This is a genomic window from Pseudomonas corni (assembly GCF_057128765.1).
On record NZ_JBSKHW010000001.1, the window covers coordinates 639,779 to 665,104 of the forward strand.

A 25,326-nucleotide genomic window follows, 5' to 3' on the forward strand; every position below is an offset into this window, starting at 1 on the left:
CGAGGTAAGTGATTCATGAATGGCGACTTCCTCGCGCTGGCGCAATCCGGCGTGCAAAAACTATCGCCGTACGTTCCCGGTAAACCGGTGGACGAACTGGCGCGCGAATTGGGCATCGATCCCGCACATATCATTAAGCTGGCCAGCAACGAAAATCCCGCGGGTGCGAGCCCCAAGGCGCTGGCAGCTATCGAGGATCAGTTGGCCGAATTGACCCGCTATCCTGACGGCAATGGGTTTGACCTGAAAGCACGTCTGGCCGAGCGCTGCGGTGTGCTGGCCAATCAGGTCACGCTTGGCAATGGCTCTAACGACATTCTGGAAATCGTCGCCCGTGCTTATCTGGCGCCGGGCTTGAATGCGGTATTCAGTCAGCATGCGTTTGCTATCTATCCGATCGTGACCCAGGCCGTCGGTGCCGATGCTCGCGTGGCTCCCGCCAAGGATTGGGGGCATGACTTGCCGGCAATGCTGGCGGCCATCGACAGCAATACCCGCGTGGTCTTCATCGCGAATCCTAATAACCCAACCGGCACCTGGTTCGGTCCGCAGGCGCTGGCGGACTTCCTCGCTGACGTGCCCAAAGACGTGTTGGTGGTGCTGGACGAGGCCTACATTGAGTACGCAGAGGGGGGCGACTTGCCCGACGGCCTTAATTTCCTCGCCGATCACCCTAATTTGTTGGTCTCGCGCACGTTCTCAAAAGCGTACGGTTTGGCATCTCTGCGCGTGGGCTACGGGCTGTCCACTTCGGTGGTGGCGGATGTACTAAATCGCGTGCGTCAGCCATTCAACGTCAACAGCTTTGCCCTGGCCGCAGCGACTGCGGCACTGGATGATGTTGAGTACGTGGCCTTGAGCCGTCGCCTGAACGAAATCGGCATGCAGCAAATGCAGGACGGCTTGCGTGCAATGGGCTTGAGCTGGGTTCCATCCAAAGGCAACTTCCTGGCCGTCGATCTGGGTCGTGAAGCTGCATCTGTTTATGAAGGGCTGCTGCGCGAAGGCGTTATCGTGCGCCCAGTCGGCGGCTACGGCATGCCCAATCACCTGCGGGTGAGCATCGGGCTGCCTGCCGAGAATAGCCGTTTTCTCGAAGCGTTGAGCAAGGTTCTGGCGCGTGGTTGATGTCATCTCTGCGCAATCCGCGCAGCCTATGATCGGTCGCCTGGTAGTGGTCGGTCTGGGGCTGATCGGTGGATCGTTTGCCAAAGGCGTGCGTGAGAGCGGGCTGTGCCGTGAGGTCGTAGGTGTAGATCTTGATCCACAATCGCGCAAGCGCGCTGTTGAACTGGGCGTGGTGGATCGCTGCGACGATAACCTGGCTGCGGCGTGCGTTGGGGCGGATGTGATTCAGCTCGCCGTTCCGATCCTGTCCATGGAGAAATTGCTGGGCGTTCTGGCGAAGCTTGATTTGGGCGATGCGGTGCTGACAGATGTTGGCAGCGCCAAAGGCAATGTAGTGCGTGCAGCCAATGAGGCGTTTGGCACGATGCCAGCGCGCTTTGTCCCCGGGCACCCGATTGCCGGATCCGAGCAGAGCGGAGTGGAAGCTTCCAATGCCCAGCTGTTTCGCCATCACAAAGTTATTCTTACGCCATTGGCAAACACCGATCCCTCTGCGCTGGCACTGGTTGATCGGCTCTGGTCGGCACTTGGTGCGGATGTAGAGCACATGCAGGTTGAGCGCCACGACGAAGTTTTGGCCGCCACCAGTCATTTGCCGCATCTGCTGGCGTTCGGGCTGGTCGATTCGTTGGCCAAGCGTAACGAGAATCTGGAGATCTTCCGCTACGCTGCGGGCGGTTTCCGCGATTTCACCCGCATTGCAGGGAGTGATCCGGTGATGTGGCACGACATTTTTCTCGCCAACCGCGAGGCGGTTTTACGCACCCTGGATACATTTCGCACTGATCTGGATGCGCTGCGCGAAGCGGTCAGTGTCGGTGATGGCGCGCAATTGATGGGTGTCTTCACTCGCGCGCGTAAGGCTCGGGAGCATTTTGGTGAAATTCTTGCCCGTCGTGGTCAGGCGGGGCGGGGCGTTGTTTCCGGTAAGCCGAATCTGGTGGCTGGTCCGGGCGGCGCTGTCAGTGGGCGCGTAGACGTCGGGACTGACAGTGAGGCCTTGGCCATTTTGCTGGTGGGCGCTTCCATCAGTGAAGGTTCGGACTTATGGCTTGATCACGCAGCGCTGAACCCTAGGCTGTCTAGTGTCATCAAGATTTTACATTTGATGGGGGCGGATATCACGCTCGAACCTCCACCTGAGGGGGACGGCAAACCCGGTGCGGATCTGCGCGTGCGGCACGCGGTGTTGACGGGGGTGGACATTCCTGAGGCGCTGGCTTCGCAAGCGATCGATCAGTTTCCCGTGCTTTTTGTCGCTGCGGTCTGCGCTCGAGGGCGTACTGTATGGCGATATGCCGAGGATCTTCGCATTCAGGAATTGGAGCGGATTCAGGCGATGGTCGACGGCTTGTCGGCATTAGGCGTGAAAGTCGAGATTACTTCAGACAGCATCATCATCGAAGGCGGTTCGGTCCGTGGTGGTGAGGTCCAGGCGCATGGCGATCATGGTATCGCCATGGCCTTATGCATTGCATCGTTGCAAGCAACGGCACCGGTTCTTATCCATGACTGTGCCAATGTCGCAACTTCTTTCCCCGGTTTCCTGGCGCTGTGCGCGCAGGTGGGTATTCGTGTAGCGCAAGAGGGGCAATCGTGAAAGCTCAAGCTCCGGTCATTACGATCGACGGACCAAGTGGTTCAGGGAAGGGCACAGTGGCAGGGCTGCTGGCCAAACGTCTGGGATGGTGTCTGCTCGACTCCGGCGCGCTCTATCGTTTGCTGGCATTCGCGGCCCGGAATCATGGCGTTGACCTGACCAACGAAGAAGCGCTAAAGCTGCTGGCGGCGCATCTGGATGTTCAATTCGAAGCCGCGACCGATGATCACGGACAGCGGATCATTCTCGAAGGTGAGGATGTGACCCTGGCGATTCGTAATGAACAGGTTGGCAGCGGTGCATCGCAGGTGGCCTCGCTGCCAGCGGTGCGCGAGTCGCTGCTGCAGCGTCAACGGGCGTTTCAAGAGTTTCCGGGTTTGATCGCCGACGGACGGGACATGGGCACCGTAGTGTTCCCGGCCGCGCCCTTGAAGGTTTTTCTGACGGCCAGCGCCGAGGAGCGTGCCCGACGCCGTTACTTGCAGTTGAAGGCCAAAGGTGATGATGTTAGTCTGTCGAGTCTGCTAGATGAGATATGTGCGCGCGATGAGCGTGACACCCAGCGAGCGGTAGCACCGCTCAAGCCAGCGCATGACGCTATACAGCTGGATTCCACTGAATTATCTATCGAGCAGGTGTTGGAACGCATCTTGAGTGAAGTCGCGCTACGCGATCTTGCCGGATGACCAGAGAGCCATGCGGGAGACCAGTTATAGTCCCGCAGGCTTTCTTTCATATGAACGAAACCCACGTCGACTGGGATGTGGCAGATGGGCGTATTCTTCGCCCTTATCAACAGGAATTAAAATGAGCGAAAGCTTTGCTGAACTTTTCGAAGAAAGCCTAAAGACCCTTAACCTCCAGGCCGGTTCGATCATCACCGCTATCATCGTTGATATCGACTACCAGGCTGGTTGGGTTACGGTTCACGCCGGTCTGAAATCTGAAGGCCTCATCCCGCTGGAGCAGTTCCACAACGACGCTGGCGAGCTGACCATCAAGATCGGCGACGAAGTTCATGTTGCTCTTGACGCGGTCGAAGACGGCTTTGGCGAGACCAAACTGTCCCGCGAAAAAGCCAAGCGTGCTGAGTGCTGGATCGTTCTGGAAGCGGCTTTCGCTGCTGAAGAAGTGGTCAAGGGCGTTATCAACGGTAAGGTTAAAGGCGGCTTCACTGTCGACGTTAACGGCATCCGTGCGTTCCTGCCTGGTTCTTTGGTTGACGTGCGCCCTGTGCGTGACACGACTCACCTGGAAGGCAAAGAGCTCGAGTTCAAGGTCATCAAACTCGACCAGAAGCGCAACAACGTTGTCGTTTCCCGTCGTAGCGTCCTGGAAGCCGAGAACAGTGCTGAGCGCGAAGCTCTGCTGGAATCCTTGCAGGAAGGCCAACAGGTCAAAGGTATCGTCAAAAACCTCACCGATTACGGCGCATTCGTCGATCTGGGTGGCGTCGATGGCCTGCTGCACATTACCGACATGGCCTGGAAGCGTATCAAGCATCCATCGGAAATCGTCAATGTTGGCGATGAGATCGATGTCAAGGTTCTGAAGTACGATCGCGAACGCAATCGTGTTTCCCTGGGCCTCAAGCAACTGGGCGAAGACCCATGGGTTGCTATCAAGGCACGTTACCCAGAAGGCACTCGCGTGACCGCGCGTGTTACCAACCTGACCGACTACGGCTGCTTCGCAGAGCTGGAAGAAGGCGTGGAAGGCCTGGTACACGTTTCCGAAATGGACTGGACCAACAAAAACATCCACCCTTCGAAAGTCGTTCAGGTTGGCGACGAAGTGGAAGTTATGGTTCTGGACATCGACGAAGAGCGTCGTCGTATCTCCCTCGGCATCAAGCAGTGCAAATCTAACCCATGGGAAGATTTCTCTGGCCAGTTCAACAAGGGCGATAAAATCTCCGGCACCATCAAGTCGATCACCGATTTCGGTATCTTCATTGGTCTGGACGGCGGCATCGACGGCCTGGTTCACCTGTCCGACATCTCCTGGAACGAAGTCGGCGAAGAAGCCGTACGTCGCTTCAAGAAGGGCGACGAGCTTGATACCGTCATCCTGTCGGTTGATCCAGAGCGCGAACGCATTTCGCTCGGCATCAAGCAGCTGGAAAGCGATCCGTTCTCCGAGTACGTCACTGTCAATGACAAAGGCGCAATCGTCCGCGGTATCGTTAAAGAAGTTGACGCTAAAGGTGCCATCATCACTCTGGCCGAAGACATCGAAGCTACCCTCAAAGCGTCCGAAATCAGCCGTGACCGCGTAGAAGACGCGCGTAACGTTCTGAAAGAAGGCGAAGAGATCGAAGCGAAGATCATCAGCGTTGACCGTAAAAGCCGCGTAATCAGCTTGTCGATCAAGTCGAAAGACGTTGAAGACGAGAAAGAAGCGATTCAGAGCCTGCGTAGCAAGCCTGAAACCGCTGAAAACACAGGCCCAACCACTCTTGGTGACCTGTTGCGCGCACAGATGGAAAAGCAGAACTAAGTTCAGCTTAGCCATTTTAAAAAGGGCGACTTCGGTCGCCCTTTTTTGTGCCTGAGATTTGTACGCGCCATCTAATGGCTCAATGCCTGATTGGATGTCGAACATAACTCCAAACGTGGGCTGTTCAAATCGATCCGGTCATGCTAAAACCTTCGGACCGCTTTTCCTAGCTGCTTGAAAAAGAAGGGAAAAATATGACGAAGTCGGAGTTGATAGAACGGATTGTCACCCATCAAGGGCTTCTCTCATCCAAGGATGTTGAGCTGGCCATCAAGACTATGCTCGAGCAAATGTCTCAGTGTCTGGCGACTGGCGATCGTATTGAAATACGGGGCTTCGGCAGCTTTTCATTGCATTACCGTGCACCCCGCGTTGGCCGTAATCCTAAGACCGGGCAATCTGTAAGCCTCGACGGAAAGTTCGTACCCCATTTCAAGCCAGGAAAAGAATTGCGGGATCGGGTGAACGAAGAAGAAGAGGAAGGCCTCCAATAGCCTGTCAAGGGAGGGGTAAATGCGAAACATTAAACGCCTGATATTCTTTGTCGTTGTCCTGCTCATCGTAGTGGCGACGGTAGTTTTCATGCTCGAAAACCAACAGCACGTCTCATTGGTGCTTTTTGGCTGGGCTGCACCACAAGTTTCTGTCGCGGTGCCGGTGATTCTGGCGCTATTGGTTGGTATGATGATTGGACCGGTATTGTCCTGGATAGCTCATCTGCGCCGTAGGTCCAAAACTGTCTGAGCGACTCGTTTCGTTTCAGATAGCAGTTCGGTAGGTGATCTATAACAATTGCAGGCCGCCTAGAGCTACTGCATTTTCTGGCTGCTCAGCAAATCCCCCTGCTAAAAAAGCTGATGCTTTAGACGTCATAGTCTAAAGCGCCCATAAAATATTTGAAGGTCTCACCTGAATGGCAACTCCCCACCCAACGACGATGCTAGAACCTGATGAAATAGATTTGTTCGAGCTTGTCGCTGCACTTTGGGCGCAGAAACTAATAATAGTTAGCATTGCGTTAGCTGTAACGGTATGTGCTGCCGCGTTCGCTTTTCTCAGTAAACCTGTTTATGAAGCAAGGGTGTTCCTACAGCCGCCTACATTAAACGGAATCGCTGACTTCAATTATGGTCGGACCAGGGACGCTGAGCTGAATCCGTACTCTATCGGGGAGGTCTATAGTGTCTTTACTCGAAACCTCCAAGGTGAGTCCTTGCGGCGTGCGTTCTTTAACGAAGTCTATCTCCCGTCCTTACCTGAGTCAGAAAAATCAGGGTCGCGGGACTTACTGTATACCAATTATCTGAACACACTGACTATTGGTACACCGACCAAAGAACAGCCTGATCGGTACTCGGTGGCTGTTCAAAGCGATGATCCTGTTGAGGCTACTGACTGGATTAAAGACTTCGTGGCGCGGGCTGGTGCAGCTTCTGAAAAAGAGATGATCACCAACGTTACACGTGAGGCAGAAGTGCGTGCTCGCAACCTTTCTCAGCAAATCAGCATTCTTCAGGAAACAGAAGGCAAGGTTCGAACTGACTCCATCACCCGTTTGAAAGAGGCGTTGAGCGTCGCTCAAGCGATTGGCCTGGAAAACCCGCCGATCATCTCTGGAAATGTCGCAGCTGAGGTTTCTGCCACGATGGATGGCCAGCTAACTTATATGCGGGGTAGCAAAGCGCTGATCGCTGAAATCAAGAATCTTCAAGAAAGGAAGACAGACGATCCATTTATTGGCAATCTTCGTGCTCTCCAGATTAAGCGTAGCCTCTTTCAAGCGTTGCAGGTTAATCCAGAAAATGTGTCAGTTTATCGCCGGGACGGACCTATCGAGGTCCCCGATCGCCCACTAAAGCCGAAGAAAGCAATGATCATCATTGGAGGGTTTGTAGGTGGAGGGATCTTGGGTGTACTCGTATGCCTGATTCGTTTTTTCGTTTCCAAGAGGCGCAAGATTGTTAGCGCATCGTAATTGTGGTTAACGCGTGCTTTGATTTTTACCCCTGTAGTGCTGCGCAGTTAAGCTTCGGCGCATGCTGGGTTAGCTAGCGTTTTCTTAAGTAATCGGTGGGGCTGGCAGCTGCTTAGCTCCATCGGAAACATAAGAGCGAGCGTTTCCGTTTCTTAAAGGCTTTCATCGCAAAGAGGTTGCCTCGGTTAAGGCTTAGCCCGATGCAACCTCGCTGATCTCGATCTGGAAATACAGCTGGACATAGCGAGGCGCTTTTTCCTTTGCCTATGTTTGGTATAAGCGATCATGTCGCTCCAATCAGTGCGCACTTGTTATCGACAACGCTACAGAAATGCAGTTTGAGGCAGGACTTCATAGCCGTAAGAGTGAGTTTTTTACCATTCCGATCTGCCGCACCATCATTGCTAGCGCTCGCTTCAAGACTGAATCTCCTCTATGTGAAGACTGAATCTCCTCTATGTGAAAGCCATCGCCCGCGACATTCGGCATCAGGCATAATGTCTCCCTTTACGACCATTGGCTGCACGAAAGGACAGCGAACGAGCTAGTAATCGGCTTCTATTGGTCGAAAAAAGCATTGATGCCGAGTTCTAGGCTCGTGTGCTCGGGTAGGGAGAATGCTGCAGGTATTACCGCCACTCGTGTCTACGTAACGAGTCGTGCAGAAAAATAACGACGGATGAAGCAAGCTCCGTCATCGCTATCAGGAAGAGCGTTTTGAAGATTTTAGTAACTGGCGGTGCAGGTTTCATTGGTTCGGCAGTGGTGCGTCACATCATCGCTAACACTGGCGACTCGGTTGTCAATGTGGACAAGCTGACCTACGCAGGTAATCTCGAGTCGTTGCTCGACGTGGCAGCAAATGAGCGGTATGTCTTCGAACGAGTTGATATATGTGATCGTGAACAACTCAACCGGGTGTTTAACGAGCATCGTCCTGATGCCGTAATGCATCTGGCGGCCGAGTCCCATGTAGATCGTTCCATCAGTGGCCCTTCCGATTTTATCCAGACTAACATCATCGGCACCTACACCATGCTGGAGGCAAGTCGCGCTTACTGGAATGGGCTGGAAGAAGCGCAGAAGCACGCTTTCCGCTTTCACCATATTTCCACGGATGAAGTCTACGGCGACCTTGAAGGGCCTGAAGAACTGTTCACGGAACAGACACCGTATCAACCTAGTTCGCCCTATTCAGCCAGCAAAGCCAGTTCAGATCATCTTGTGCGTGCCTGGAGCCGGACATATGGACTGCCCACGGTTGTGACCAATTGCTCGAATAATTACGGTCCGTTCCATTTTCCGGAAAAACTCATTCCTCTGGTAATCCTCAACGCTCTCGAAGGTAAGCCTTTACCTATCTACGGCAAAGGTGATCAGGTGCGTGACTGGCTGTATGTCGAAGACCATGCACGGGCTTTGTACCGTGTGGTGACAGAAGGTGTTGTAGACGAGACCTACAATATCGGCGGCCACAACGAAAAGAAAAATCTCGATGTTGTACTGAAGCTTTGTGAGTTGCTGGACGAGCTGAGGCCGGACTCGCGCTTCGTGCCACACGCTCAACTGATCACTTATGTTCAGGACCGTCCTGGCCATGACCAGCGATACGCGATCGACGCAAGCAAGATTCAACGTGAATTGGGATGGGTTCCTTCAGAGACCTTTGATTCCGGCATACGCAAGACGGTTGAATGGTATTTGAGCAATGAATCCTGGGTGGCGCACGTAAAAAGCGGCAGCTACCAGAACTGGATTGATCAGAATTACGCCAAGCGTTCGCACTGATATGAAAATATTATTGCTGGGAAAGAACGGTCAGGTGGGCTGGGAGTTACAGCGCTCTTTGGCAACGTTGGGTGACCTCGTTTCGCTAGACCGACATGGAGAGAATGGGCTGTTCGGCGATCTTGCAAATCTTGACCAACTCCGTGAGACCGTTAGGCAAGTTGCGCCAGACGTCATCGTCAATGCGGCCGCTTATACCGCTGTCGACAAGGCTGAGTCAGATCTGGACATGGCACGGCTGATCAATGCGCAAGCCGTGGAGCTCTTGGCAAACGAGGCCACCATGCTTGACTGTTTGTTGGTGCATTACTCGACTGATTATGTTTTTGACGGGGCTGGTGACGAACCTTGGCAAGAGTCTGATCAGGTCGCAGCCGTTAATGCCTATGGTTTGACCAAGCTCGCTGGCGAACAAGCCATACTGCGATCCGGCTGCAAGCACTTGATCTTCCGCACTAGTTGGGTTTATGCAGCGCGTGGCAACAATTTCGCGAAGACAATGTTGAAACTCGGGAAAGATCGTACGCAATTAAACGTCATCGCTGATCAGATTGGTGCGCCAACAGGCGCAGATTTGATCGCTGACGTGACAGCGATAGCGATCAGGCACGCATATGGTGACGCCAAGGTGTCTGGCATCTATCATTTAGCAGCCTCGGGTTTCACCTCTTGGTGTGACTACGCGTCGCTGGTCATCGACTTCGGCCGTGACTGCGGAGAAGCGTTGGCGGTGGAACAAATTACCCCGATCCCGACCGAGCAATACCCGACGCCGGCGCGTCGGCCGCTGAACTCACGGCTCAATACAGACAAGCTGTGCAGGACTTTTTCTATTCACCTGCCCGATTGGCAGAGTGGAGTAACCCGGATGTTGAAGGAAGTGTTAGTCAGATGACGGTCATCAAACGCAAAGGAATCATTCTCGCTGGCGGTTCAGGCACTCGCTTGCATCCTCTAACGCTTGGCGTTTCGAAGCAGATGCTTCCAATCTTCGACAAACCGATGATTTTCTATCCGCTTTCCGTACTGATGCTCGCTGGTATGCGCGAAGTACTCATCATCTCCACGCCCGAGGATTTGCCTAGCTTCCAGAAGCTATTAGGCGACGGCACTCAGTACGGCATCGAGTTGACCTATGCTGTGCAGCCTAGTCCGGATGGCCTGGCTCAGGCGTTCCTGATCGGCGAAGAGTTCATCGGCGATGATCCTTGCTGCCTGATACTGGGGGACAACATTTTCTACGGGCATCACTTCTCAGAGAATCTGAGTGCCGCCATGTCTCAAACCTCAGGCGCCACGGTGTTTGGTTACCATGTCTCTGATCCAGAACGCTTTGGTGTGGTTGAGTTTGATAGCAGCGGACGTGCGTTGAGCATCGAAGAAAAGCCTTCCGCTCCAAAATCGAATTACGCTGTCACAGGCCTGTATTTTTACGATAACCGGGTCGTGGAAATCGCCAAAAACATCAAGCCATCGGATCGCGGTGAGCTTGAAATCACCGACGTAAACCGAGCATACCTAGACGATAAATCGTTGACAGTTGAGATGCTGGGTCGCGGTTTTGCCTGGTTGGACACGGGTACGCATGAGTCTTTGCTGGAAGCGAGCCAGTTCGTTCACACCATTGAGCACCGTCAGGGTTTGAAAGTTGCCTGCCTTGAGGAGATTGCGTTCGCTCAGGGGTGGATCACGCCGGCTCAGCTCAAGGAACAGGGAGAAAAGCTGAAAAAGACAGGATATGGCCAATACCTGCTTAAACTGTTGGCTGAGGCTGAAAGCGCATGAAGCTTATCCAGACCCTGCTGCCTGACGTTGTCGTCATCGAGCCTGCAGTATTCAGTGACGACCGTGGTTGGTTTATGGAAAGCTTCAATGAGGCGAAATTCCATGACGCGCTTAAGGCGGCGGGGCTCCCTGTACCTCGTGCGTTCATTCAGGACAATCACTCCTGTTCGGCGAAGGGAGTTTTACGGGGACTTCACTTCCAGAGGGCCCCTCACGCGCAGGGCAAACTCGTTCGCGTGGTGCGCGGTGCGGCTTATGATGTCGCCGTCGATATTCGGCCTGGGTCGCCTACCTTCTTGCAGTGGGTTGGGATTGAGTTGACTGAAGCCAATAACCGGATGCTGTGGATTCCAGAAGGTTTTGCCCATGGTTTTATAGCCCTGGAAGACAATACGCACTTTTTGTACAAAACGACCGACTACTACGATAAGGCCTCAGAAGGCGCACTCCTGTGGAATGACCCAAAGCTGGGTATTAAATGGCCTATGGCTGGTGATCTGACCATCAGCGAAAAAGACAATGATGCGCCAACAGTTGATAGTCTGCTGGTGGCTAACTCATGAGCCTCGCTAAATGGTTTGATTTTCAGGTACTAGGCGACACACGAGGAAGCCTGGTTGCGCTTGAGCTAGGGATTAATGTTCCTTTCGACATAAAGCGGATCTATTACATATACGGTACGAAGAAGGATGTCAGTCGAGGATTTCATGCCCACTTGGACCTGAAGCAATTGGCGGTCTGCCTTAGCGGCTCTTGCATCATGGTGCTTGATAACGGAAAGACTCGCGAAGAAGTCCATATGGACTCTCCGGAAAAGGGACTTTTAATCGAAGGTCTACTGTGGCGGGAGATGCATAACTTCAGTGAGGACTGCATTCTTCTGGTAATGGCGAGTGAGCATTTTGATGAGAAAGATTACATTCGTAACTACCAAGACTTCATGAGGCTTGTAGAAAATGCCTGATATTCATCATTTGGCAGATGTGAAGTCTGAGAATGTAGGCGCGGGGACTCGGGTCTGGCAGTTCGCGGTTATTTTCAAAAATGCCCGCATCGGAAAGAACTGTAATATTTGTGCCCATACCTTAGTTGAGGGAGACGTAGTGATAGGTGACAACGTCACTGTAAAGTCTGGCGTTTACCTCTGGGATGGCACTGTAATAGAAGACAATGTTTTTATAGGTCCTAACGCCACTTTTACTAACGATCTGCTTCCGAGATCTAAAGTTTATCCTGAAAGTTTCAGCGGTATAACTGTCCGCCGAGGTGCGAGTATTGGGGCTAACGCAACTATATTGCCCGGCATAGTAATTGGGCCGAATGCGATGGTAGGTGCGGGGGCAGTCGTTGTCGCTGATGTCCCGGAGAATGCAGTCGTCGTGGGTAATCCTGCAAGAATCATCAGGTACGTAACTAAATGATCAGTTTTTTGGATTTGAAAGATGTGAATAAAAGCTGCCGCGACGAGTTGGTCGCGGCTTGCACTCGCGTCATTGATTCCGGCTGGTATATCGGCGGAACTGAACTCCAAGCTTTCGAAAGTAGCTTCGCGGAATATTGCGGAACTCGTCACTGCATCGGAGTTGCTAACGGCCTTGACGCGCTGGTATTGGTGATCCGCGCGTGGAAGGAACTGGGACTGCTGAAGGCCGGTGACGAAGTACTCGTACCGTCCAATACTTATATCGCAAGTATTCTGGCTATCTCCGAAAACGGCCTTGTACCCGTTCTGGTGGAGCCAGATCCGTCCACGTTTAACATTTGCCCAATCAACGCTCAAGCTGCGATCACCGCAAAGACGAAAGCGATACTGCCTGTGCATCTTTATGGCCGCCTTGCAGATATGCCCGCGATTATGGCGCTGGCCGAGCGGCATAATCTGCTTGTGCTTGAGGACTCAGCGCAGTCACACGGCGCAAGCCTCGACGGCAAAAGATCCGGAAACTGGGGTCACGCATCAGGGTTCAGCTTCTATCCCGGTAAAAACCTGGGCGCGCTGGGCGACGCTGGGGCTATTACCACCAATGACAATGCATTAGCGGACACGCTGAGGGCTCTACGAAACTATGGCTCTCACAAGAAGTATGAAAACCTCTATCGGGGTGTTAACAGCCGTCTTGATGAAATGCAAGCTGCCTGCCTTTCGGTGAAATTGAAGTATCTGGACGAACAAACCCAGCATCGTCGTCAGATCGCCGATTTGTACACCCAAGGTATCACCAATGCATTTATGCGGCTGCCCGTAGAGCCTGCCTTTAATGCCGCCTCCAACGAAGGTCATGTGTGGCATGTGTACACCGTACTGAGCAATGAAAGGGACGCTTTGCAAAAGCATCTTGCGGACCTCGGTATTCAGACACTGATTCACTACCCGATTCCGCCCCATCATCAAGCGGCTTACGCTGAGTGGGCGGCGTCTTCATTTCCGGTTTCTGAAGAGGTCCACAGCCAGATTCTCAGTTTGCCGATGGGGCCGACGCTTTCAGTTGAAGACGCGAAGGCCGTCGTTCAGGCGTGTAATAGCTTCCAGTCAGGAATGCTATGAACCTGATTAAAACCAGTCTGCTGAATGGAATAGCTGTTGCCATAAAAATGCTGACGTTACTGGGACTCAACAAGGTCCTGGCCGTGTATGTAGGCCCCACTGGTTATGCTGCGGTGGGGCAGTTTCAAAATGCCGTTCAAATGCTCACTATGTTTGCCAGCGGTGCCATAAATACGGGTGTGACCAAGTACACGGCCGAGATAGGAGAAGATCCCGACCGTCTTCACACTCTTTGGCGAACCGCAGGAACGATCGTCATAATAGGTTCGATCATAGCTGCGGTGCCGATCGTAATATTCAGTGGCCAACTATCGACTTGGGCATTTGGTCGCGAAGATTTTTCAGGTGTGTTTGTGATTTTCGCAAGCACATTGATTTTTTTCAATTTAAATACGCTAATGCTTGCTGTTTTAAACGGGAAAAAAGAAATTCTCCTTTATGTGATAGCTAATATAGGCGGGAGCATTTTTTCTTTAATTGTAACTTCTATAATGGCTATTTATTTTGGATTGTATGGAGCCTTGGCGGCATTCGCCATCTATCAGTCTCTTAGTTTTTTTGTTACGTTTTTGCTTTGCCGGCGGGCACATTGGTTTGCACCTGTTTATTTCTTTGGCACTCTCGACAAACAGACACTGTTGAATCTTGGTAAGTTCACTGCGATGGCTTTGACTTCTGCGGTGTGTATGCCTGTTACAAATATGCTGATTAGAGGTAATCTCGGCGACGCGCTGGGATGGGAGGCAGCTGGATATTGGGAAGCGATGTGGCGCTTAAGTTCTGCATATCTCCTCTTGGTCACCACCACCCTCAGCGTTTATTACCTGCCGCGACTGTCCGAGCTGAAAGGTCCAGGTGAGCTAACCAGCGAAATATTAAAAGGATATAAGCTTATTATTCCCCTTACTATCTTTGCTGGGCTACTTATTTATTTTTTGAAAGATTTTATAATCGAGCTTTTGTTCACTCGTGATTTCGCACCGATGCGCGACCTGTTTGGTTGGCAGATGGTTGGCGATACATTAAAGATTGGCAGCTGGATACTTGCGTATCTAATTCTAGGTAAGGCGATGTATAAGACATTTATTGTCACGGAGATCTTTGCGGCGGTTTCGTTCGTGTTGCTGAGTTTGTACTTCGTAAGTGTCTACGGTTTGCAAGGCGTAGCGGTTGCATATGCCGTGAATTATGCGCTGTATTGGGCCGTTATGGTGGGTTGCACTATTTATTATTTTAAGAAGGTCTGCCTCGTTTCTTCGCCGGCGGCTGTATAGGAATTAGATATGCTAACAATTATTATTCCTGCCTACAATCATGAGAGATATGTTCTCGAGAGTCTTGTTGCCGCCCGAGAGGTGAATGTTCCGGATGCACAAATCATCGTTATAGACGACGGCTCTACCGATGGAACGCTTCAAGTGGTGAAAGACTATTTGGTTGAGTGTCCTGCGGATAACGTCAAGGTCTTGAGTAAGCCCAATGGTGGCTTGGTCTCCTCCCTAGTTTGGGGGCTAGAACTCGTTGACACTCCTTATATTTATATTGTCGCTTCAGACGATGTTCCAATTCCAGCGGGTATTATCCATTGCCTGGAACGCATGGAATGTTCTCCGGAACTTAAGTTTTGCGTGGGCGGCGGCGAGAACTATTTCGAAGATCAACCGGCGTTTACATCTTCAGTTTACGGTGAGGCTCACGACCACTTCTTTCAATTGCCAGAGAAAGAACGTGGCGAGGCTCTATTTTTAGACTATCCCCAACCGATACTCCTGCAGTCCACCATATTCCGGGTTGATGCGCTTAAGGAAATCGGGGGGTGGGACCGTGAGATACTTCTGGACGACTATCCAACGTTCATAAAGATGTTTTCAAGATTCCCAACGATTAACAAGGATTTTATTTTTCTGCCTGATGTGTTGGTCGTCAAGTACAGGCAGCACGGATCTAATAGTTACAAAAATGTCGAGCGTCAGTTCGGAATAGTCAAGCAGATGTTAACTAAGCTTGCGCCGATAGAGCTTTACCCACGCGCAATGGGAAAGGTCTTGGCGCTACATTTTTTGGGCGCAGTCCGCTCAGGTCAGACTTCCAAAGGGTTTAAGCTCCTAAAAAATCATAGCTTGTGTGTGTATCTGAATTTCAGTTTCTATCTGGCATTCTTCATATTTAGATTTTTACTGGCAAGACTTCGGAAATGATTAGATCAGATACTGACTCCGCTGAGCGTATCGTCCTGGAGGAGGGTGCGTCTATTAATGATAATTTGGGTAGGCCCAAACGTCGGTGGCACGTCACAACGAATCGTCGCGCTGCAGTTTTTTTGATCTGCATTGCCATTTCGCTATTGATTGCCTTGCGTCCTCTAGGTCTGGATAAAGATTATCAAAACTACCTCGAATATTATAATTCGATCATCCAGGGCGCATCGGTAAACGTCGAGCTTGGCTATAAGATTCTGGTTTGGTTTAACGCTGTTATAGGTACCGACTTTGTTGGTGTGCTGTTTATATTCGCCTTTATAGCCATATACGGAAAGTGTGTGTTGTTACGAAGGCTTCCTCAGGCGACGAAGCAAGAGTGGCTATATTTTGGTGTGCTATATTTTCTGACGTTTTTTCCTTTGTGGGAACTCACCCAAATCAGAAACGCGGCTGCTGTTGTTATCTGCTGTTTAGCATTGCTGGAAGAAAAGAAATCGAAAGCGCTTTTTTATTTTCTGATGGCTATCTTACTGCATAACGTCAGTTTCATGATTTTGGCGTTGTGGCTGGTTAAGCGTTATTTCAATAGGTTTAAGTACGCGATAATCAGTGCGGTAGTTATCGTCGTCAGCTTGCTGCTAAAATATATGCCTTACTACGATTCGTATGCGGCTGATATATATGCCGAAAAATTCAACCCGTTTTCGCTCAAGGTGTTATTTATAATCATTACTTTTGGATATGTGCAAATATCCAAAGCACCTCAGGCAAAAATATTTTCCTATTACGCTTTAGGGCTTCTTCTATTTTATTTTGCTATGGGGAAAATGCCGGCCGCTGCTGTCCGGGTTGCCGATATTTCATTGTTTTTTACCGTGCTCTCGCTGTCCATTACGCGAGGCTCCATGGGTTGGATATACAAATCAGCGACATTACTAGCACTTGGATATATGTTTACGTCGATAAGTTACTTTGGTGCCACTAAGCTGGTAGACCTTACCGTTATTTCTTTTCCGTCTTTTTAGTTCTCGAATGAGAGGTTTCTGTGGTTAAAGTTGCTGCGGTGGTGGTGGGTTATTTGCCAGAGATAGGGGTGCTAAATAATCTATTGCGTTCACTTGTTTTTCAAGTGGATTTGCTGATATTTGTGGATAACGGCGGCGGCGCTGAAATTCTTCATGACTCAAAATCTGAAAGGGCGCGTATTGTCTATCACGATATGGGCGGCAACAAAGGGCTCGGTGCTGCATTAAATGTAGGTTTTGAGATTGCCATCCGGTCTGGGGCTGAGTATGTAGTTACGTTCGATCAGGACAGTCACGCTGAAGATAATTTGATTACCCTTCTTTCAGAAGCAATGGAGAAGTGTAAGTCCCTTGACTCGACAGTGGTGGCAGTAAGTCCTGCATTCTTCGACAGGCGCGACGGAAAGAATATCAATTTCCCCTTCTATCAAACGGTGGGTGGTGAAATTAAAGCTGTTTATAGTTCGGATTCCGGAAACGGGCTTGTCAAAGCCGATGCATTGATCACTTCAGGTATGTTCGTTGATACGCGCGCATGGAAGGCAGGCATTAAATACGATGAAGGTATGTTCGTTGATTTTACCGATACCGAATGGTGTTTTCGGGTTCGGGAGAAGGGCTTCACCCTGTTCGGCTGTCTGAACGTCCAAATGGGACATGCGCTGTCAGACGCACCACCCGTAAAGATATTCGGGCTGAGTTTTTTTCGGTACTCGCCGGTTCGTCGTTATTTTTTCTTTCGCAATACGGTTGCCGTTTGCCGCATGAAACACACTCCTGCACTCTGGAAACGCAGGATGATCATGGCGCTCATGCTTCGCTTCGTCGTCAATATTGTTATTGATACCGATCGCGTCAAGTCGCTACGCATGATGCTCCGTGGCGTCCATCACGGCCTCAAGGCCAGTCTGGGCCCCGTTCATTAATCATCGCTCCCACTTTGGGCCGCGAGGTCGTCAGGATATTGAAGGTAGATTTATGCAACCGCGTTTTTTGGTGCTGCTGGCCGCTTACAACGGCATGAAATGGATAGCAGAGCAGGTCGACTCGATCCTTTCTCAGCGGGGCGTATCCGTTACTTTGCTGATCAGCGTCGACATTTCCACTGACGGGACCGATGAATGGGTCACTGCGCTCGCCGCCCGTGATCCAAGAGTGAGCGCTTTACCCTATGGAGAGAAGTTCGGGGGCGCAGCTCGTAATTTTTTTCGACTGGTCAAAGATGCTCCGCTTTCCGATTTTGATTACTTTGCTCTCGCTGATCAGGATGACGTATGGAACCCGGATAAACTCAGCCGTGCCGTCGACGTCGTTAATGCTCAGCGGGTTGATGGCTATTCCGGCAACGTAAAGGCGTTTTGGCCAGACGGCAAAGAGAAGCTTATCGTCAAGTCCCAACCGCAAGTCTCCTATGACTTTTTATTCGAAGCGGCGGGTCCTGGCTGCACTTACGTTTTCACTCGACCACTGTTTGTAGAGCTACAAAAGCATCTGTCCGCCCGTTTCGCCCAAATCCAGACAGTAACCCTGCACGATTGGTACTTCTATGCGTTCAGTCGGGCGAATGGTTTCCGCTGGCACATCGACAGCGTCCCAGGCATGCAGTATCGCCAACATGCAAACAATCAGGTTGGCGTCAACCGAGGTGTAAAAGCGTTCAAGGCTAGATTGTCCCAAGTCTATGACGGCTGGTACTTCAATCAGGCGGCACTTATTGCTCCTTTGGTAGGCATGGCAGATCAGCCATTCGTCAGGGGCTGGATCAGCTTGGGTCGTGCTCAGTTAATTCGACTCGCTTTGAACAGTGCGCGATGCCGCAGGCGACCCCGCGACAAGTTTATATTCGCTGGGCTTTGCCTTGTTCTCGCACTGGTGAAACACAAGAAATGAAAAATAAATTATTGATCACGGGCAGTACTGGCTTCGTTGGTAGGCAACTTGTTTCCGTTCTGCGTGAAGATCCAACCACGGACATTCGGCTGCTGGTGCGTGGCATACCGAAATTACCGCACCCGCAGGACGATTACGCCGTTTTGCCCGATTTCAGTGCGATTGATGCACAGCATCCGGCGTTAAACAACGTTCAGGTGGTGGTGCATTTGGCGTCGCGCGTTCACATCATGAATGACAGCGATCCCGATCCGCTCGAAGCTTTTCGGCGGGTCAATGTAGGGCATACGCTGCAACTCGCGCGCAGTGCCGCCGCTGCCGGGGTGAAGCGCTTTGTGTTTGTCAGTTCAGTGAAAGTCAACGGCGAGGGCACTACCGCAGGCCAGGCCTATCGAGAGTCCGATCCACCGGCGCCGGTCGATCCGTACGGCATTTCAAAGATGGAAGCCGAGGAAGGGCTAAAGGTCCTTGCCGCACAAACGGGCATGGAGGTTGTTATTGTGCGTCCGGTTTTGGTCTATGGACCTGGGGTGAAGGCTAACTTCGAAAGTATGATGAGATGGCTGCGCAAAGGTGTGCCCCTACCTTTCGGTTCCCTGAGCAATAAGCGCAGCCTGGTGGCGCTTGATAATCTGGTGGAGTTTATAAAAGTGTGCGCGGAACACCCCGCGGCGGCCAACCAGACGTTTTTGATCAGTGACGGCGATGATATGTCCACCACTGAGCTGCTTCAGAAGTTAGGTGATGCGCTACATCGACGTGCCCGGCTATTACCTGTTCCCGCCTGGCTCCTTTCGCAGGCAGCCATTTTGCTCGGGCAAAAATCTCTGTCTCAGCGCCTATGTGGCTCACTGCAGGTAGATATCAGCAAGGCTCGTTCGTTATTAGCCTGGCAGCCCGTTGTCACTGTAAATGAAGGCTTGAAAAAGACCGCCGATTATTTTTTAAACGAGCAAGTGAAATGAGTCTTTGGTTTGTGTTGCCTGTCATTGCGGTTCTTTCCTTACTGTTGACGGCGGCGCTCAGGCGTTATGCGCTTCATCGCAGCATCATCGACATCCCTAATGCACGAAGCTCGCACTCCGTGCCGACACCTCGGGGAGGGGGAGTCGCTATCGTGGTAGCGTTCCTGTTAGCGCTCTTGATCCTCGGCTTCACCGGCGTTGAGTCATGGCCGGTACTCACCGCCTATCTAGGCGCTGGAACTTTAATCGCCGTTATAGGTTTTATGGACGACCATGGCCACATTGCGGCCAGGTGGCGTTTGCTAGGCCACTTCCTTGCCGCGGTATGGGCACTGTTTTGGCTAGGCGGGTTCGCTCCTTTGAGCGTGATGGGGATGAGCATCAATCTTGGATGGATCGGCAGTATTTTGGCTGTCTTTTACCTGGTCTGGATGTTGAATCTCTACAACTTCATGGATGGTATCGACGGCATTGCGAGTGTCGAGGCTATCAGCAGTTGTCTTGTTTTATCTTTGATTTACGTATTGGGAGGGGATGCCCAACTCATCTGGGCCCCGTTACTGCTCTCAATGGCGGTCGCTGGTTTTTTAGTGTGGAACTTCCCGCCAGCGAAGATCTTCATGGGCGATGCAGGGAGCGGCTTTTTGGGCATAATTATTGGCTGCCTGGCGATTCAGGCCGGGTGGGCAGGCTCCGAATATTTCTTCGCGTGGCTGATCATGCTTGGAGTGTTTATCGTTGACGCAACGTTCACGTTGATTCGTCGCCTGGTGAGGGGTGATAAGGTTTACGAGGCTCATCGCAGTCACGCTTATCAATTTGCGTCCAGAGCCGTCGGTAGTCACAAACCGGTGACATTTGCAGTCATTGCTATAAACGTAGTTTGGTTACTTCCGATCGCGATAAGCGTAGGCTTGCGCTACTTGGATGGGGCCGCGGGCTTGTTGCTGGCCTATGTTCCTCTTGTTCTGCTCGCCTTTAAGTACAAGGCGGGGCAGCTTGAAACGCAGGCTTGATCAGTAGTTCATTTAATACAAGGTTCGCGGCGCGAGCCTGTTAGCGGAATGGAATCGTACGATGGATGGCTTTATGAACCGGATTCGAGCGTATTTGCTGGCGTTGCCACGTCATCAGAAGCGCTTGTTGCAAGTGGTAGCAGACCTGTTTCTGGTCTGGAGCGCGATGTGGTTAGCATTTGTGGTTCGTTTGGGTTTTGACGAGATGGTCAATCCGATTGGGCACCACTTGTGGCTATTTCTCGCAGCTCCTCTCATTGCCATCCCTCTGTTCGTCCGCTTTGGCATGTATCGGGCGGTGATGCGCTACTTCGGTAATGATGCTCTGATTGCCATCGTCAAAGCGGTGAGCCTTTCATCGCTGATTCTTGGCGTTGTCGTTTATTGGTACAGCAACCACGAGAACGTTATTCCGCGCTCCATCATTTTCAACTATTGGTGGTTGAGTTTGATCATGATTGGCGGTCTGCGTCTGGGAATGAGGCAGTATTTCCTTGGTGATTGGTTCGCCGCGGCGCAACACGTTCCTTTCACCAGCCGTGATAACGGCTTGCCCAGAGTGGCTATATATGGGGCGGGTGCGGCCGGTAATCAGCTAGTTGCCGCGCTGCGGATGGGACGAGTCATGCGCCCAGTTGCATTCATTGACGATGACCCGAGCATTGCCGACAGGGTGATCTCTGGACTGCACGTCTACAAAGCGCGACACATCCAGCGAATGATTGAAACAACGGGCGCCCAAGAAGTGCTGCTGGCGATTCCTTCCTCCAGTCGCACGCGACGCCGAGAGATCCTGGGGTTTCTCGAGAAATTTCCGCTGCATGTCCGAAGCGTCCCAGGATTCATGGATTTGGCCAGTGGCCGGGTCAAAGTTGACGACATCCAGGAAGTTGATATTGCTGACTTGCTCGGTCGCGACTCGGTCCCGGCTCAGGGCGAATTGCTTGAGCGATGCATTTCTGGCCAGTCCGTCCTCGTAACCGGTGCCGGTGGGTCTATTGGTTCGGAGTTGTGCCGTCAGATTCTGATGCTCAAGCCGACCACGCTGCTGCTTTTTGAACACAGCGAATTCAATCTGTACACCATCCTGTCGGAGCTGGAACAACGAGTAGCCCGCGAGTCCTTACCAGTGAGGGTTTTGCCGATTCTGGGTTCAGTGCGCAATGAGTCCAAGTTAATGGATGTCATGAAAGCCTGGAGCGTAGATACCGTTTACCACGCCGCCGCTTATAAGCACGTGCCGATGGTTGAGCACAATATTGCTGAGGGGGTTTTAAACAACGTCATTGGTACGCTCAATACCGCTCAGGCCGCTTTGAAAACCGGTGTTGCCAACTTTGTGTTGATCTCCACCGACAAGGCAGTTCGACCTACCAATGTCATGGGCAGTACCAAGCGTCTTGCCGAGCTCACCTTGCAAGCTCTCAGTCGTGAAACCGCTCCTCTCTTGTTTGGCGACAAGAGCAATATTTCTCGCGTCAACAAAACCCGTTTCACGATGGTCCGCTTCGGTAACGTTCTTGGCTCCTCGGGCTCCGTTATTCCGTTGTTTCACAAGCAGATCAAATCCGGCGGTCCGATCACAGTCACGCACCCGAATATCACCCGTTACTTCATGACGATTCCTGAAGCTGCCCAGTTGGTTATTCAGGCTGGCTCTATGGGAATGGGTGGGGATGTGTTTGTGCTGGACATGGGCGAACCTGTGAAAATCGTCGAATTGGCAGAAAAGATGGTCCATCTTTCAGGCTTGAGTATTAGATCCGAGAAGAACCCTCACGGGGATATCGCCGTTGAGTTCACAGGCCTTCGTCCGGGGGAGAAGTTATACGAAGAACTGCTGATCGGTGACAACGTCGCAGCGACCGGACACCCGATGATCATGAGTGCGCATGAAGATTATCTTCAGTGGGAAGTGCTCAAGCAAAAGCTGGTCGAGCTTGTTGCTGCGGTCAATGAAGACGACTACACCCGAGTGCGTCTGCTGTTGCGGGAAACAGTCAGCGGCTACTCGCCGGATGGTGAAATAGTTGACTGGATGTATCAGCAGCGTCGGCTTGAGCCTTAACCCCTAGGCCATGCCTGCCACTTAAACAAGGTGGGCAGGTGTGCCAGAAAACTTCAGTCTTCAACACAGGATGTCACCGCAACACTCCGTGACAACGCTTGTTTTGACGCTCCGGCAGTTTGAACTAGGTTGTAAACAGCAGCTCAGGAACGCTGCTTAAACCTAAACGATGTCATGGAGCGTTATTTATGCGTACTTCCCTTCTCTCATCCCTTGCCTTCGCCTTGTTGACCACGTTCTCGGTTGCGGCAACCGCCGTCCCGGTCGCTACAACCCCGGCCGCGCCAGCGGCAGTTGTCCAAAAAGCCGAAGAAACCGAGCAAGGCGCCAAGGTCAATCTCAATACCGCCAACGCAGAAACCCTGCAGAAAGAGTTGTCCGGCATAGGCGCCGGCAAGGCGAGTGCCATCGTCGCCTACCGCGAGGAGAATGGCTCTTTTACCTCGGTAGATGAGCTGATTGAAGTAAAGGGGATTGGTAAAGCCATCCTCGACAAAAACCGCGACAAGCTCGCCATCGAATAAGCCAACATCTTCAAGAGAGCCGATCACTGATCGGCTTTTTTATGCCCGCCTGGTAAGCATGCCCGATCTCTTTCCCGCAAACGCACCCTGCATCGACGTCTTGACATCGAGAATGTCGCCCGCCATATAATCGTCAGATTACATATGTAATATCAGCTAGATTCCTTACATTTTGGAGCTATCCAATGAGCACACTGGGCACAGCACTCATCACCGGCGCATCTTCGGGCATTGGCGCGACATACGCAGACCGCCTCGCCAGACGCGGGTACGACTTACTGTTGGTCGCGCGTGACAAGGACCGGCTGGAAAAGCTTGCGATGCAGTTGCGCGACTCCACCGGTGTCGAGGTTGAGGTGCTGAAGGCCGATCTGACTGACAAGGCTGATATCACGCAAGTCGCGGAGCGTCTGCGTCATGACGCGTCCATTACCCTACTGTTAAACAACGCAGGTGTGGCTTCCAACAGCACACTGGCCGAAGCGGACCTTGATGAGGCCGACCGCTTGATCCAGCTCAACATCGTGGCACTGACTCACTTGGCGTCGGCGGCGGCTAGCGGATTTTTGAACAACGGGCGTGGGGCAATTCTGAATGTCGCGTCGGTGGTTGCACTGCTGCCGGAGCGATTCAACGCTATCTATACCGCGAGCAAGGCGTATGTTCTAAGCCTCACTCAATCGCTTCATGCTGAAGTGGGCGAGAAGGGCGTGCAGGTCCAGGCCATTTTGCCCGGTGCCACCCGCACCGAAATCTGGGAGCGTGCGGGCATGGACCTCAATGCGTTCCCGGCTGAGATGGTGATGAGCGTTGATGACATGGTAGATGCGGCGCTGGCCGGATTCGATCAGCGAGAGCTCATCACTATTCCCTCGCTGTCCAATGCAGCGGATTGGGATGCCATGGTCAACGCGCGATTAGCGCTTGGACCGAATTTGTCGCTGCAACACCCGGCGGCGCGTTACAAGACCACCAGCGCCTAAAGCGCCAGTGACCCTGTTCATTAGTAAAAAGGTGATTGCATGAGCGAACGTCGAATCGTAGTAACCGGAATGGGCTTGGTGACGCCATTGGGCAGTGGTGTCGAGCCTGTATGGCGGCGTCTGCTGGAAGGGCGTTCCGGGATCGTTCAGTTACCCGATGACGTGGTGGCCGACTTGCCGGGCAAGGTGGGCGGGCCGGTGGCGCTGCTGGCTGACGACGCAGAAGCCGGTTTCGATGCGGATGCCGCCGCACCTCCCAAAGAGCAGAAGAAGATGGACCGCTTCATTCTTTTTGCATTGGGCGCCGCCAGGCAGGCAGTTGCGCAATCGGGGTGGGTCGCTGACACCGAGGAGAAGCGTGAGCGAACGGCGACGATCATCGGTTCCGGGGTTGGTGGCTTCGCGTCCATCGCCGATGCAGTCCGCACCACAGATACCCGGGGTCCGCGTCGTCTGTCGCCGTTCACTATTCCGTCCTTTCTGGTCAACCTCGCGGCGGGCCACGTCTCTATTCAACATGGTTTCAAAGGACCACTGGGTGCGCCCGTTACCGCTTGTGCAGCAGGTGTTCAAGCCATTGGCGATGCTGCCAGGATGATTCGCTGCGGTGAGGCCGACATCGCCATCTGTGGTGGCGCTGAAGCCTCCATGGACCGCGTGGCATTGGGTGGATTCGCTGCCGCACGTGCGCTCTCCAGCGGATTCAATGACACGCCGGAGCGCGCTTCGCGTCCCTTTGATAAAGACCGCGACGGCTTCGTGATGGGCGAGGGAGCCGGGATTATGGTCATCGAAACCCTGGAGCACGCTTTGGCCCGTGGCGCCACGCCGATCGTTGAGCTGGTCGGCTATGGCACCAGCGCTGACGCTTATCACCTGACCGCAGGACCGGAAGACGGCAGTGGCGCCCGGCGCGCCATGCAGGCCGCTATCCGTCAGGCGGGAATCCAGGCCGCCGACATTCAGCACCTTAACGCCCACGCGACATCTACTCCTGTGGGTGACAAGGGCGAAATGGCGGCAATCAAGTCGGTGTTCGGTGATCAGAATGGTGTCGCAGTAACCTCGACCAAATCGGCGACCGGTCACTTGCTGGGTGCGGCGGGTGGCATCGAGGCCGTCTTCACTGCATTGGCAATCCGCGATCAGATCGCGCCGAAGACCCTCAACTTTGAGACCCCCGATGAAGCGGCGCTGGGCATAGACATCGTCCATGGTGAAGCGCGGCCAATGGCGATTGAGTACGCTTTATCCAACGGTTTCGGTTTTGGCGGGGTCAATGCCAGCGTGCTGTTCCGTCGCTGGCACCCTTGAGACGCTGACAGCGTTCCCCT

The 25,326-nt window shown here is 52.6% G+C and carries 25 protein-coding genes; all 25 read left to right on the top strand.

The window, feature by feature from the left end; all coding sequences use genetic code 11:
* The first annotated feature begins 15 nt into the window (after positions 1 to 15).
* The 25 genes from hisC (at position 16) to fabF (ending at position 25,306) form a co-directional block, all read left to right on the top strand.
* The gene (gene hisC / locus ACWKV9_RS02880; RefSeq protein ID WP_483834567.1) at positions 16 to 1,128 is read left to right on the top strand and encodes a histidinol-phosphate transaminase; all 1,113 of its coding nucleotides are present in this window, start codon (positions 16 to 18) and stop codon (positions 1,126 to 1,128) included.
* Positions 1,121 to 2,728, top strand: coding sequence for a prephenate dehydrogenase/arogenate dehydrogenase family protein (locus ACWKV9_RS02885; RefSeq protein ID WP_483834568.1), 1,608 nt, complete (start codon positions 1,121 to 1,123; stop codon positions 2,726 to 2,728). Before hisC ends, ACWKV9_RS02885 begins: the two co-directional genes overlap by 8 nt.
* Positions 2,725 to 3,414 carry a (d)CMP kinase gene (cmk, locus tag ACWKV9_RS02890; protein ID WP_483834569.1) on the top strand — a complete coding sequence of 230 codons (690 nt, stop codon included), beginning with the start codon at positions 2,725 to 2,727 and terminating at the stop codon, positions 3,412 to 3,414. The genes ACWKV9_RS02885 and cmk overlap by 4 nt, the downstream gene beginning before the upstream one ends.
* A 121-nt stretch (positions 3,415 to 3,535) precedes the next feature.
* Positions 3,536 to 5,227, top strand: coding sequence for a 30S ribosomal protein S1 (gene rpsA / locus ACWKV9_RS02895; protein WP_483834570.1), 1,692 nt, complete (start codon positions 3,536 to 3,538; stop codon positions 5,225 to 5,227).
* 194 nt (positions 5,228 to 5,421) lie between these two features.
* On the top strand, positions 5,422 to 5,721 hold the full coding sequence (gene ihfB / locus ACWKV9_RS02900) for an integration host factor subunit beta (RefSeq protein WP_268797327.1): 300 nt from the start codon (positions 5,422 to 5,424) through the stop codon (positions 5,719 to 5,721).
* A 19-nt stretch (positions 5,722 to 5,740) separates the two neighbouring features.
* Positions 5,741 to 5,971, top strand: coding sequence for a lipopolysaccharide assembly protein LapA domain-containing protein (locus ACWKV9_RS02905; RefSeq protein ID WP_483834571.1), 231 nt, complete (start codon positions 5,741 to 5,743; stop codon positions 5,969 to 5,971).
* 169 nt (positions 5,972 to 6,140) lie between these two features.
* A complete protein-coding gene (locus ACWKV9_RS02910; protein WP_483834572.1) occupies positions 6,141 to 7,202 on the top strand; it encodes an LPS O-antigen chain length determinant protein WzzB in 1,062 nt (353 codons plus the stop codon).
* A gap of 717 nt (positions 7,203 to 7,919) precedes the next feature.
* On the top strand, positions 7,920 to 8,990 hold the full coding sequence (gene rfbB, locus ACWKV9_RS02915) for a dTDP-glucose 4,6-dehydratase (protein WP_483834573.1): 1,071 nt from the start codon (positions 7,920 to 7,922) through the stop codon (positions 8,988 to 8,990).
* Between the two features lies 1 nt (position 8,991).
* Positions 8,992 to 9,885, top strand: a complete 894-nt coding sequence (gene rfbD, locus ACWKV9_RS02920) for a dTDP-4-dehydrorhamnose reductase (protein ID WP_483834574.1) — start codon at positions 8,992 to 8,994, stop codon at positions 9,883 to 9,885.
* The gene (gene rfbA, locus ACWKV9_RS02925) at positions 9,882 to 10,775 is read left to right on the top strand and encodes a glucose-1-phosphate thymidylyltransferase RfbA (RefSeq protein WP_483834575.1); all 894 of its coding nucleotides are present in this window, start codon (positions 9,882 to 9,884) and stop codon (positions 10,773 to 10,775) included. Before rfbD ends, rfbA begins: the two co-directional genes overlap by 4 nt.
* A complete protein-coding gene (rfbC, locus tag ACWKV9_RS02930) occupies positions 10,772 to 11,338 on the top strand; it encodes a dTDP-4-dehydrorhamnose 3,5-epimerase (protein WP_483834576.1) in 567 nt (188 codons plus the stop codon). Before rfbA ends, rfbC begins: the two co-directional genes overlap by 4 nt.
* Positions 11,335 to 11,739 (top strand): sugar 3,4-ketoisomerase, encoded by a 405-nt coding sequence (locus tag ACWKV9_RS02935; protein ID WP_483834577.1) that lies wholly within the window; start codon positions 11,335 to 11,337, stop codon positions 11,737 to 11,739. Before rfbC ends, ACWKV9_RS02935 begins: the two co-directional genes overlap by 4 nt.
* Positions 11,732 to 12,196 carry an acyltransferase gene (locus ACWKV9_RS02940; RefSeq protein WP_483834578.1) on the top strand — a complete coding sequence of 155 codons (465 nt, stop codon included), beginning with the start codon at positions 11,732 to 11,734 and terminating at the stop codon, positions 12,194 to 12,196. The genes ACWKV9_RS02935 and ACWKV9_RS02940 overlap by 8 nt, the downstream gene beginning before the upstream one ends.
* Positions 12,193 to 13,320: a DegT/DnrJ/EryC1/StrS family aminotransferase gene (locus ACWKV9_RS02945; RefSeq protein ID WP_483834579.1), complete on the top strand. Its 1,128-nt coding sequence runs from the start codon at positions 12,193 to 12,195 to the stop codon at positions 13,318 to 13,320. The genes ACWKV9_RS02940 and ACWKV9_RS02945 overlap by 4 nt, the downstream gene beginning before the upstream one ends.
* Positions 13,317 to 14,594, top strand: coding sequence for an O-antigen translocase (locus ACWKV9_RS02950; RefSeq protein WP_483834580.1), 1,278 nt, complete (start codon positions 13,317 to 13,319; stop codon positions 14,592 to 14,594). Before ACWKV9_RS02945 ends, ACWKV9_RS02950 begins: the two co-directional genes overlap by 4 nt.
* 9 nt (positions 14,595 to 14,603) lie before the next feature.
* Complete coding sequence (locus ACWKV9_RS02955; RefSeq protein WP_483834581.1) at positions 14,604 to 15,518, top strand: glycosyltransferase family A protein; 915 nt, start codon at positions 14,604 to 14,606, stop codon at positions 15,516 to 15,518.
* Positions 15,515 to 16,546, top strand: coding sequence for an EpsG family protein (locus ACWKV9_RS02960; protein WP_483834582.1), 1,032 nt, complete (start codon positions 15,515 to 15,517; stop codon positions 16,544 to 16,546). Before ACWKV9_RS02955 ends, ACWKV9_RS02960 begins: the two co-directional genes overlap by 4 nt.
* 20 nt (positions 16,547 to 16,566) lie before the next feature.
* Positions 16,567 to 17,472: a glycosyltransferase family 2 protein gene (locus tag ACWKV9_RS02965; protein ID WP_483834583.1), complete on the top strand. Its 906-nt coding sequence runs from the start codon at positions 16,567 to 16,569 to the stop codon at positions 17,470 to 17,472.
* Between the two features lie 52 nt (positions 17,473 to 17,524).
* Positions 17,525 to 18,436: a glycosyltransferase gene (locus tag ACWKV9_RS02970; protein WP_483834584.1), complete on the top strand. Its 912-nt coding sequence runs from the start codon at positions 17,525 to 17,527 to the stop codon at positions 18,434 to 18,436.
* A complete protein-coding gene (locus ACWKV9_RS02975; protein WP_483834585.1) occupies positions 18,433 to 19,401 on the top strand; it encodes a UDP-glucose 4-epimerase family protein in 969 nt (322 codons plus the stop codon). Before ACWKV9_RS02970 ends, ACWKV9_RS02975 begins: the two co-directional genes overlap by 4 nt.
* Complete coding sequence (locus ACWKV9_RS02980; RefSeq protein ID WP_483834586.1) at positions 19,398 to 20,417, top strand: MraY family glycosyltransferase; 1,020 nt, start codon at positions 19,398 to 19,400, stop codon at positions 20,415 to 20,417. The genes ACWKV9_RS02975 and ACWKV9_RS02980 overlap by 4 nt, the downstream gene beginning before the upstream one ends.
* A gap of 73 nt (positions 20,418 to 20,490) precedes the next feature.
* Positions 20,491 to 22,485 carry a polysaccharide biosynthesis protein gene (locus ACWKV9_RS02985; protein WP_483834587.1) on the top strand — a complete coding sequence of 665 codons (1,995 nt, stop codon included), beginning with the start codon at positions 20,491 to 20,493 and terminating at the stop codon, positions 22,483 to 22,485.
* 188 nt (positions 22,486 to 22,673) lie between these two features.
* Entirely contained in the window at positions 22,674 to 23,009 is a 336-nt protein-coding gene (locus ACWKV9_RS02990) for a ComEA family DNA-binding protein (RefSeq protein WP_483834588.1), read from the top strand.
* A gap of 185 nt (positions 23,010 to 23,194) precedes the next feature.
* Complete coding sequence (locus tag ACWKV9_RS02995) at positions 23,195 to 23,992, top strand: SDR family NAD(P)-dependent oxidoreductase (RefSeq protein ID WP_483834589.1); 798 nt, start codon at positions 23,195 to 23,197, stop codon at positions 23,990 to 23,992.
* 39 nt (positions 23,993 to 24,031) lie between these two features.
* Complete coding sequence (gene fabF, locus ACWKV9_RS03000) at positions 24,032 to 25,306, top strand: beta-ketoacyl-ACP synthase II (RefSeq protein WP_483834590.1); 1,275 nt, start codon at positions 24,032 to 24,034, stop codon at positions 25,304 to 25,306.
* The last annotated feature ends 20 nt before the right edge of the window (positions 25,307 to 25,326 follow it).